Annotated in this window: 8 protein-coding genes; 5 read left to right on the forward strand and 3 right to left on the reverse strand. The window is 66.5% G+C overall.

Annotated elements, in window-relative coordinates; all coding sequences use genetic code 11:
- Positions 1-174: 174 nt before the first annotated feature.
- Positions 175-1,974, reverse strand: coding sequence for an O-acetylhomoserine aminocarboxypropyltransferase (locus A6A05_RS18470; protein ID WP_068504434.1), 1,800 nt, complete (start codon positions 1,972-1,974; stop codon positions 175-177).
- A 217-nt stretch (positions 1,975-2,191) separates the two neighbouring features.
- Between A6A05_RS18470 and A6A05_RS18475 the strand changes: the two genes are divergently transcribed.
- From A6A05_RS18475 to A6A05_RS18485, 3 genes are all read left to right on the forward strand, one after another.
- Positions 2,192-4,003 (forward strand): ABC transporter ATP-binding protein/permease, encoded by a 1,812-nt coding sequence (locus A6A05_RS18475; RefSeq protein ID WP_245644368.1) that lies wholly within the window; start codon positions 2,192-2,194, stop codon positions 4,001-4,003.
- 72 nt (positions 4,004-4,075) lie between these two features.
- Positions 4,076-4,372 (forward strand): type II toxin-antitoxin system TacA family antitoxin, encoded by a 297-nt coding sequence (locus tag A6A05_RS18480; RefSeq protein ID WP_068504438.1) that lies wholly within the window; start codon positions 4,076-4,078, stop codon positions 4,370-4,372.
- 6 nt (positions 4,373-4,378) lie between these two features.
- The gene (locus A6A05_RS18485) at positions 4,379-4,912 is read left to right on the forward strand and encodes a GNAT family N-acetyltransferase (RefSeq protein WP_068504440.1); all 534 of its coding nucleotides are present in this window, start codon (positions 4,379-4,381) and stop codon (positions 4,910-4,912) included.
- Here the strand turns inward: A6A05_RS18485 and A6A05_RS18490 are convergent.
- Together A6A05_RS18490 and A6A05_RS18495 are read right to left on the reverse strand one after the other, a co-directional pair.
- Positions 4,893-6,242: a GH1 family beta-glucosidase gene (locus tag A6A05_RS18490; RefSeq protein WP_068504442.1), complete on the reverse strand. Its 1,350-nt coding sequence runs from the start codon at positions 6,240-6,242 to the stop codon at positions 4,893-4,895. The two genes, A6A05_RS18485 and A6A05_RS18490, sit on opposite strands and share 20 nt — an antisense overlap.
- 10 nt (positions 6,243-6,252) lie before the next feature.
- Positions 6,253-7,065, reverse strand: coding sequence for a hypothetical protein (locus A6A05_RS18495; protein WP_068504445.1), 813 nt, complete (start codon positions 7,063-7,065; stop codon positions 6,253-6,255).
- Between the two features lie 153 nt (positions 7,066-7,218).
- On the opposite strand from A6A05_RS18495, the gene A6A05_RS18500 reads away from it, so the two are divergent.
- Both A6A05_RS18500 and A6A05_RS18505 read left to right on the forward strand, forming a co-directional pair.
- Positions 7,219-9,876 (forward strand): bifunctional acetate--CoA ligase family protein/GNAT family N-acetyltransferase, encoded by a 2,658-nt coding sequence (locus A6A05_RS18500; protein WP_068504447.1) that lies wholly within the window; start codon positions 7,219-7,221, stop codon positions 9,874-9,876.
- Between the two features lie 106 nt (positions 9,877-9,982).
- Complete coding sequence (locus tag A6A05_RS18505; RefSeq protein WP_068504449.1) at positions 9,983-10,654, forward strand: cobalamin-dependent protein; 672 nt, start codon at positions 9,983-9,985, stop codon at positions 10,652-10,654.
- The last annotated feature ends 65 nt before the right edge of the window (positions 10,655-10,719 follow it).

The raw sequence follows: 10,719 nt of genomic DNA on the forward strand, positions 1-10,719 counted from the left end.
GGGTTTGGTTTGTATTCCCGCCATGAGGCGGGCACGGCTCGCCTCATGGCGGCGGTCAAACGCGAAAAATAGGCGCAGGGCCGCCCCAAGCCTATTTTTCTCCTTATAGATCAACGCGCAAAAGTATACTGAGCGAAGCGAAAGACTTTTGCACGGGCGACTGACCCGTAAGACTCAGCCGCCCAAGGCCTGATCCAGGTCGGCGATCAGATCGACGGCATCTTCCAGGCCGATCGACAGGCGGATGACGTCGGGGCCGGCGCCGGCCGCGATCTGCTGCTCCTCGGTCAGCTGGCGGTGGGTGGTGCTGGACGGATGCAAGATCAGCGACCGGGTGTCACCGATATTGGCCAGATGGCTGAACAGCCGGACCTTTTCCACCACCTGCTTGCCGGCCTCGAAGCCGCCTTTGACCCCGAAGGTGAAGACGCCGCCGGCCCCTTGCGGCAGGTATTTCTGGCACAACGACCGATAGGGGCTGTCCGCCAGCCCGGCATAGGACACCCACGCCACCTGCGGATGGTCGGCCAGGAACTGGGCGACCTTCTGGGCGTTGGCGCAATGGCGTTCCATGCGGACATGCAAGGTCTCGATGCCGGTGATGGTCAGGAAGGCGTTCATCGGCGCCATGGCCGGCCCGAAGTCCCTGAGCGCCACCGCCCGGGCCTTGGTGGTGAAGGCGAAATCGCCGAAGGTTTCATAGAAGGTCAGGCCGTGATAGGCCGGCTCGGGCTTGGTCAGGCTGGGGAACTTGTCCGACGAAGACCAATTGAAGCCGCCCGATTCGATGACGCAGCCGCCGACCGAATTGCCGTGCCCGGCCAGGAACTTGGTGGTCGAATGAACCACGATGTCGGCGCCCCATTCGAACGGGCGACACAGGAACGGCGTCGCCAGGGTGTTATCGACGATCAACGGGATGCCGGCCTGGCTCGCCACCTTGGCCACCGCCTCGATATCGACGACGATGCCGCCGGGATTGGCCAGGCTTTCGATGAAGATGGCCTTGGTATTGGGGCCGATGGCAGCCTTGAAATTGTCCGCATCGTGCGGATCGACGAAGGTGCAGTGCCAGCCCAGCTTCTTGAACGACAGGCCGAACTGGGTCAGCGAGCCGCCATAGAGATTGCGCGAGGCGACGAAATGGTCGCCCGCTTCCAGCAAGGTGAAGAAGGTCAGGAACTGGGCGGCGTGACCCGAGGCGGCGCACACCGCCGCGCGGCCGCCCTCAAGGGCGGCCATGCGTTCTTCCAGCACGCTGACCGTCGGATTGGTCAGACGCGAATAGATGTAGCCGAAGGTGTGCAGGTTGAACAAAGCCGCCGCATGGTCGGTGTCCTCGAACACATAGGAGGTGGTCTGGTAGATCGGCGTGGTCCGGGCCCCGGTGGCGGCGTCGGGGGCGGCGCCGGCATGCACCGCCTTGGTGGCGAAGCCGTGATCCAGCGGTGCCGACGACCGGGCGGCCCGCTCGCGCTTGGGGCGGGGGGCTTCCTTGGGCTGGTTGGTGATGATGCCGGAATTGACGCCGTACCAGCCCAGCTCGCCGCCCAGGCGGCCGAACTCGATCTTGGGGCAGCGGTTCATCACCACCTTCAGGCCGGCCGCCTGGGCCCGCGCCGCCGCTTCGTCGTTCTGGACGCCCAATTGCATCCACACCACCTTGGCGCCGATCATGACCGCCTGATCGGTGATCGGCCCGGCGGCTTCGGAATTGCGGAAGATGTCGACCATGTCGATCGGCTCGGGGATGGCGGCCAGGTCGGCATAGACGGCTTCACCCAAAAGCGTCTGGCCGGCCAGTCCGGGATTAACCGGAATCACCCGATAACCCTTGTCTTGCAGGTACTTGGCGACGAAATAGCTGGGCCTGTTCCAGTTGGCCGAGGCCCCCACCACCGCGATGGTCCTGACGCCCTTCAAGATCGCGCGCAGGAAGTCGTCGTCATAGGCAATGGGGTCGAGGTCGGCCACGGGCGGGGATTCCTTATCGATCGATACCGATCCTGATGGTGGCTTTGCGCTGCCGCCCGGTCAAGAACCTAGCCGAGCGACTGGCCTCAAGCCTCGGAACATGCTTAATTTGTGGGAAATAGGGACGGGGCAGGTCACATCACCCATGCCGGTGGACGAGCAGATTCCACAACAGCCGACGACAAGCGTCAAAAGACAGGGCTTCCTTCGCCAATTCATGCGCTTGGCCGGCCCCTATTGGGCCGGCCCGGACAAGTGGCGCGTGCGCGGCATGCTGGGCCTGCTGGTGGCCTTGACCCTGTTGCAGGTGGTGTCGCCGATCCTGATCAATCTGTGGAGCGCCAATCTGTTCAACGCCCTGGAGCAGCGGTCGATGGACCGCTTCCTGGTGCAGATCGGCGCCCTGGTGATCATCTTGGTGTTCGCCATGGCGGTCACCGCCGTCCATCTGGTGATCAAGCGCCGGGTCCAGGTCGGCTGGCGCGACTGGCTGACGCGGCGCCTGCTGGATGACTGGCTGGCCGACGGCCGGCACTATCAGGTCACCCACATCCCCGGCGAGCACGACAACCCCGACGGCCGCATCGCCGAGGATGTCAGGAACGCCACCGAAGCCGCCATCGATCTGGCCCATTCGCTGGTCTATTGCGTGCTGCTGCTGGTCAGCTTCACCCAGATCCTGTGGACGCTGTCGGGCGTGATCCAGGTGCCGCTGTTCGGCACCGAATTCGACGTGCCCGGCCACATGGTGTTCGTCTCGCTGTTTTATGCCAGCGCCGGCACCACCGCCGCCGTGCTGATCGGCAGGCCGCTGGTCGGCGCCGTCAACCTGCGCCAGACCAAGGAAGCCAATTTCCGCTTTGGCCTGGTCCGCGTGCGCGAAAGCTCGGAATCCATCGCCTTGCTGGATGGCGAACCGGAAGAACAGCGCCGCCTGGCCGAAATGTTCAAGGGCGTGGTCCACGCCTTCGACATCCAGACCAACGCGCTGGCCCGGGTGTTCCTGTTCTCGTCGGGCTATGCGGTGCTGGCCACCGGCTTCCCGATCCTGATCACCGCGCCGCGCTACATCGCCGGCGCCATCACCCTGGGCGCGCTGATGCAGATCGCCCAGGCCTTCCAGCAGATGACTTCGGCGCTGTCGTGGCCGGTGGACAATCTGTCGAAGGCGGCGGAATGGAAGGCCTCGGTCGAGCGGGTCATGGCGCTGCACAACGCCATCGAGACCCTGAAGGGCGACATCGCCTGCATGCCCGACAGCCGCATCTGTGTCGGCCCGTCGGACAAGCCGGTCCTGGCCTTCCGCGACCTGACCATCGCCAACGCCGACGGGACCACCGTGGTCAGCCGCTTCGAGGCGGAAATCCAACAGGGCGAGCGGGTGCTGATCTCGGGCGATCCCGGCGGCGCCTTGAAGCTGTTCAAGGTGGTGGCCGGCCTGTGGCCGTGGGGGCGCGGCCATATCGAACTGCCGGGCGACGGCGCCATCTCGTTCGTGCCCGAGCGCCCCTATCTGCCGATCGGATCCTTGCGCAGCACGCTGCGCTATCCGTCCGACCGCGACGTCTTCGCCGAGGCCACGGTGCTGAAGGCGATGCAGAAGGTCGGGCTGGGCCACCTAACCCACCGGCTGATGGATGTCGGCAATTGGGAACAGGTGTTGACCCTGGGCGAACAGCAGCGCATCGGCTTCGCCCGCCTGCTGCTGCATCGCCCCGACTGGATCTTCCTGGACGAGGCCACCGACTGCCTGGAGGAAAAGGCCGAGCAGGAACTGATGAGCCTGCTGATCGCCGAGTTGCCCAACGCCACCATCCTGACGGTGGGCTATAATCAGGGCCTGGAGCAGTTCCACCATCGGAAGCTGGTGCTGGAAGCCTCGGGCCACGGCCCGGCCTTCATCCGCGAGACCAGCCTGGTCCGCACCTCGGAGCGGCGCCGCAAGATGGGCGCCCTGGACCTGCGCCACTGGCTGATCCACCCGTTGCGCCGCGCCACCGAGAAGCCGAAGAACGGGAGCAGGGATTAGGAGGGGACAGCGGCGTATTGCAAAATGCAGTACAGTGGCGCACATTCAAGGCAATTGCTCGGAGCCATCGTCATGCCCGTCACCGCCAATCGCAAAGACCATCCGCTTTCCATGCGCCTGCCCGATGCCGACCTCGCCCTGATCGACCGGGCCGCCAACTTACGGGGCCGATCGAGGACGGATTTCGTGCGCGAGGCAGCGGTGCGGGCCGCCGAGGACGTGTTGATGGAAACCGGACTGGTTCGGATGTCGCAGGAAGGGTTCGCCGCCTTCATGGCGGTGCTGTCGGCGCCGGCAGATCCGGTCCCGGCCATGGTCGAAGTTCTGCGCCGACCGGCGCCGTGGAGTGATGGCGACGACCGGAACTGATCGGCCATGCCACTTTCGGCGCCCGAACCCTTGCATGGCGGGCATGACCTGTCGGCGTTTACCTGTGGCAAACCCGCCCTGGATCACTGGCTGAGGAGCCGTGCCCTCTCCAATCAGGAAAAGGGGTTCACCGTCGTCATGGTGGTCCATGAGGCAAGACGGGTGGTGGGCTATTACGGCTTGGCGCCAACGGCTATCGTGCCGACCGCCCTGCCGCGGTCCATCAAAACCGGCCAACCGCCCAACCCGGTCCCATGTCTGCTGTTGGGCCAATTGGCCACCGATGCGAACTGGGCGGGACAGGGCATCGGCACCGGATTGTTGCGCCATGCCCTGATCCGGTGCGTGCAGGGGGCCCGGCTGATCGGCGGTCGTGCGCTGGTGGTCAACGCTCTGGACGCCGACGCGGCGGCGTTCTGGCGGCGACACGGGTTCCTGGAATCAAACGATGATCCGCAAGTCCTGTTCCGCTCGATTGCCGACATCGCCGCATCGGTGGCGGCGGCAGGGAACAGCCCGCCTACCCCAACACCCCCTTGATGGCATCCGCATACCACGCGAACGACTTCTTCGGGGTGCGCTTGCCCGTCGGGAAATCGACGCGGATGATGCCGAAGCGGTTGCCGTAGCCCGAGCCCCACTCGAAATTGTCCAGCAGCGACCAGATGAAATAGCCGCGCACGTCGGCGCCCTTGTCGATGGCCGCCTTCATCGCCGCCGTGTAAAGCTTCAAGTACGTGATGCGGTAGAAATCGTCCACATACCCATCGGCATCGGCGATTTCCTGGTCGTCATTGCGGCCGCAGCCGTTTTCGGTGATGTAGACCGGCAGCTTGTAACGTGCCGAGGTTTCCAGCAATTGCTCGGTAAACGCCTCGGGGAAGATTTCCCAGCCGATTTCCGGGTGGGCGTCGGCCACCTTGACGTCGGCCCAGGCGAAGCCCATCTGCGAGCCCGGCGCAGCCTTGGTCCAGATCGGGCCGTAATGGTTCATCCCCACCCAATCCATCGGCCGGCAGATGCGGGCCAGGTCGCCGGCCTGCATATAGGGCTCGTAATCCTCGACCACCACGTTGGGATAGTGGCCCAGGATATGCGGGTCGGCATAGACCCGGTTCCAGTGGGCGTCCAGCTTGGCCGCCGCCTCGTGATCCGCAGCAACCGTCTCGTCGGCCGGATGGACCGGCTGCAGATTGTAGATACAGCCGATGGACACATCCTTGACCAGCCCGCGCAGCACATCCACCCCGGCCCCATGGGCCAGGTTCAGATGGTGGCTGGCCTTCAGGTAGGCGACGCGGTCCTCGGCGGCCGGGGCGCACCAGGTCATGCCATAGCCGAACAGGGTGCAGACATTGGGCTCGTTGAAGGTGGCGAAATGCTTGACCCGGTCGCCGAAGCGGGTGGCGATCAAGGTGGCGTAATCGGCAAACCAGCCGGCGACGTCGCGGTTGGTCCAGCCGCCCAGTTCGTGCAGGCGTTGCGGCAGGTCCCAGTGATACAGGCACAGCCACGGCTGAATGCCTGAATCCAACACCCCGTCGATCAGCCGGTCGTAGAAATCCATGCCCTTGTCGTTGACCGCGCCGCGCCCACGGGGCAGCACGCGCGGCCACGACACCGAGAAACGATAGGCGCCGACGCCCAGCTTCTTCAGCAGCGCCGCGTCTTCCGGCCAGCGGTGGTAATGGTCGCAGGCGATGTCGCCGGTATCGCCGTTGGCGGTGCGGCCTTGGGTGCGCGAATGGATGTCCCAGATGCTGGGGCCGCGCCCATCCTCGAACGCGGCTCCCTCGATCTGATAGGCCGAGGTCGAGGCGCCCCACACGAAATCATCGCGAACGCCCAGCGGATGCTTGCCTGCGGCCATGGTCGCCTCCCTATTTGGCCAGACTCTTCAGGCCCGAGATCACTTTGTCGATGCCGCGGAAGGCCGCCGCCATCTCGACATGGGCGTCGCGCATGGCGCCGGCATCGGGACAGGGATGGCCGCCCAGGCGGTTGGCCTGCATCATACGAACGGCAGCCGCCAGGCTTTGGCCCTTGACGAATTCGGCGACGCGTTGGACGGCTGCATAATGGACCGACAGGTTGGCGGCGGTCTGCGGCGGCAGCAGGAACAATTCACCCTGGGCCGAGCGGTAGCCGGCCTCGATGCCCGCCAGCGAGATCACCGACGACACGAACGACACCCCGGCCTCGGCATTGGGCGGCAATGGCACCGCCTCGAAGGCCAGGCGGCGGGTTTCCAGCTCGGTCGCCAGCGTGGTGGCGACGGCGCGGCGCCGCGCCTTCAGTTCCGACCGGCGCAAGGCCTTGAACACCATGGCCCCGACCACCCCGGCCAGAAACGACCCGGCCAGGAAGGCCACCGACAGCACGACGATGCCCAGCGCCCAATTGGGAATCTGGAACGGCACCTTGGTCTCGATCGCCATCACCGCGGCCGGCACCGGGTCCTGAGCCGCGGGCGGGACCACCGGAGCGGGCTCGGGGGGGACGACAGGAGCAGCGACCGGCGGGGCGGCCGGAGGGACGACCGGAGGGGCTGCCGGAGGGGCGACCGGCTCTGGCGCCACCGGCCGGATCGGCTGGAAGTGCGGCGTTTCCTCCTGGATCGGGGGCGCGGCCGTCTGGGCCAATACCGGCCCGGCGACGCTGATCAGGACGGCTAGGGCAAGACCACGGATCATCCAGGCACCTATCTGGGCGGAAAACGAAATCACCCTCCCTGTTTACCCCACTTCCCCCTTTTGGCAAAGGGGCGCACAGGAGGGGCAAACAAGCCTTGCAAATTGCCGCGTCCCAGGCCATCGCTTTAGGGCAAAGGGCTTCGAGAGACCGCCATGAGCGTGCGCAACCTGCATTTCCTGTTCGAACCGACGGCCATCGCCGTGGTGGGCGCGTCGGACACGCCGCGTTCGGTCGGGGCCGTGGTCATGCGCAACCTGCTGGATGGCGGCTTCGCCGGCCCGATCATGCCGGTCCATCCGAAATACCGCGCCGTCGCCGGCGTGCTGGCCTATCCGTCGGTGGACCTGCTGCCCATCGCGCCGGACCTGGCGATCTTGTGCACGCCGCCCGACACCCTGCCCCGCCTGATCGACCAGTTGGGCCGCAAGGGCTGCCGCATCGCCATCGTGGTGTCGGCCGACGCCGAATGGGCCGGCTGCCGCCAGGCGGCGCGGCGCCACAACATGCGCCTGCTGGGTGCCGGCTCGCTGGGGGTGCTGGTGCCCAAGTCGCGCCTGAACATCAGCTTCAGCCACATCCCGGCCGAGCCGGGCCGCATCGCCTTCGTGTCGCAATCGGGCGCGCTGTGCACCGCCGTCCTGGACTGGGCCAGGCCGCGCGGCATCGGCTTTTCCGCGTTCCTGTCCTTGGGCAACTGCATGGATGTCGATTTCGCCGACGCGCTGGACCATCTGGCCAACGACGAGGCGACCCGGGCGATCTTGCTGTACATCGAAGATATCCGCGAGCGCCGCGCCTTCATGCCGGCGTTGCGCGCCGCCGCCCGCAACAAGCCGGTGGTGCTGGTCAAGGCCGGCCGCGCCGCCGACGATCCGTCGCCGTCGCAGGCGGCCTTCCTGGCCGAAGCGCTGACCCGGCCGGACGAGGCGTTCGAGGCGGCGATCGGCCGGGCCGGCGCCCTGGGGGTGACCGACCTCGACGAGTTGTTCGCCGCCGTCGAGACCCTGGCCCGCACCCGGCCACCGCGCGGCGACCGCCTGGCCATCGTCTCGAATGGCGGCGGTACGGCGATGATGGCGGTCGATGAATTGCTGCGCGGCAACGGCACCCTGGCGCCCCTGTCCGAGGAATGCGTCCGCAAGCTGCAGGTGTTCCTGCCGAAATCCGCCAAGGTCGGCAACCCGGTCGATCTGGCGGTGGATTCCGACGGCAAGCGCACCGCCGACGCGATCCGCGTCCTGATCGAGGACCCGGATATCGACGCCGTGCTGGTGATCCACGCCCCCAACGCCATGACCGACGGCATCGAGGTGGCCCGGGCCGTCGTCGATACCCAAAAGCGCCATGGCGGCCACGTCCTGACCTGCTGGGTCGGCGAGGCGGCGGCGCGTCCGGCGCGGCGATTGTTCGCCGAGGCCGGCCTGCCGACCTACGACACCCCCGGCCAGGCGGTCAGGGGCTTTCGCCACCTGCTGGCCTTCCAAAGCCACCAGGAGATGCTGCTGCAGACGCCGCCGTCGCATCTTTTGGACTTCCAGCCCGATGCCGCCTCGGCCCGGGCCATCGTCGCCCGCTCGTTGGCGGCCGGCGGCGGCCTGCTGCTGGAATCCGAGGCCAAGACCATGCTGGCCGCCTATGGCATCGCCGCCCAGCCCAGCCACCACGTCGCCGATTCCGAGGCCGCCGCAAGGAAGGCCATCGAGATCGGCCTGCCGGTGGCCCTGACCGTCGCCTCGCCCGACATCCCGCGCAAATGGGATGTCGGCGGCGTCGCCTTGAACCTGGAAACCCCCGACGCCGTGCGCGCCGCCTGCGCCGGCATCTTGCACCGTACCGCCACCAAGCGCCCCGACGCCCGCATCGAGGGCTTCACCATCCAGTCGATGGCGCTTCGCCCCCATGCCCGCCAATTGATGATCGGCATCGCCTGCGATCCGCTGTTCGGCCCGCTGATCGTCTTCGGCGAAGGCGGCCGCGCCGTCGAGATCGTCCGCGACCACACCCTGGCCTTGCCGCCGCTGAACCTGCCCTTGGCGCGCGCCATGATCGAACGCACCCGCATCGTCCGCCTGCTGGCCGCCCACGGGGCGCGGGCCGCCGCCGACATCGAGGCCTTGGCGGTGGCGCTGGTGCGGCTGTCGCAAATGCTGGTCGATAATCCCGAGATCGTCGCCTGCGACGTCAACCCGCTGTTCTGCGACGACCAGGGCGTGCTGGCGGTCGATGCCCGCATGCGCATCGAGCCGGTCACCCCTGGCGACCGCCGCCATTTCGCCGTCCTGCCCTATCCCGGCCACCTGGAGGAGCCGACGGTACTGCACGACGGCACCGAAATCTTGATCCGCCCGATCCGGCCCGAGGACGAGCCGGCCCACGCCGACCTGATCGGCCACATGACCCCGCAGGATCTGCGTTATCGGTTCCACGGCCATATCCGCACCCTGGCCCACCATCAACTGGCGCGACTGACCCAGATCGATTACGACCGCGAAATGGCCTTCATCGCCACCCACACCGGCAAGGATGGCCAGCCCGAGACCCTGGGCGTGGTGCGCACCGTCACCGACCCCGACAACCACCGGGCCGAGCTGGCCATCCTGGTCCGTTCGAATCTGAAAGGGACCGGGCTGGGCCGCAAATTGCTGGAAACCATGGTCGCCTTCACCAGGAACCGCGGCACCCACGAGATGGTCATCCAGGTTCTGGCCGAGAACGCCGCGATGCTGAAGCTGGCGGCCAAGATGGGCTTCGCCCTGAAGCCGGCCGAGGAAGACCCCGACATCGTCGAGGGCATCCTGATCTGCGACTAGGCGGCTTTCCCGGGCGGATGGGCCGCCCGAATGGGAAATGCCGGTTGAGTCCGAAGATAGCAAAGTGCTACAAGGACGGCCGGTTCTTGCGACGCAGGGAAAAGAAGTGTCTGAGCGGTTCGATGCCCTGGACGCCCTTCGCCGCCTGTCGGCCGGCGAGGTCGCTTTCCCGCCCGAGGTTGGGGGTCTGCGCATCCTCAATATCTCGCTCTACACCTATCGTTCTTTCCCGATCCGGGGGTTCCACTCCCTGTGCCGGAAGGCCGGCATGCAATCGCATGCCCTGTTCCTGAAGAACAGCCGCGGCAATTGCCACCTCCCGGTCAGCGAGACGGAAATGGCCCTGGTCGCCGATCTGGTCCGCTCGGTCGATCCGCACCTGATCGCCATCTCGGTGCTGCATCCTTACGTGATGGTCGCCAAGGACTTGTCGGCGGCGCTGCGCAAGCTGACGGGGGCGCCGATCATCGTCGGCGGCAAGCACCCCACCGTGTTTCCCGAGCAGGCGCTTTCCTATGGCGACTATGCCTGCCGGGGCGAAGGCGAACTTGTGCTCCTTGAAATCATTGACCGCCTGCTGGCCGGGCGCGACTTCACCGGCATCACCGGCCTGTGGCACAAGGACAGCGACGGCCAGGTGGTCGACCGGGGCGTGGCGCCGCTGGTCAAGGAGCTGGACCTGATCCCCTTCCCGGCCCTGGCCGAGCCGGACATGCATTTCATCGAGCGCAACCATCACCAGCACGCCGACCCCGAGGCCGCGGGTCATAGGCGTTAACATAGCGCACACACTTGGCGTTTTCGCTTTCTTGGGGTGTCGGCGAGGCGTACAGCGAGGCTGGT

This window comes from Magnetospirillum moscoviense (assembly GCF_001650635.1).
Classification (GTDB): domain Bacteria; phylum Pseudomonadota; class Alphaproteobacteria; order Rhodospirillales; family Magnetospirillaceae; genus Magnetospirillum; species Magnetospirillum moscoviense.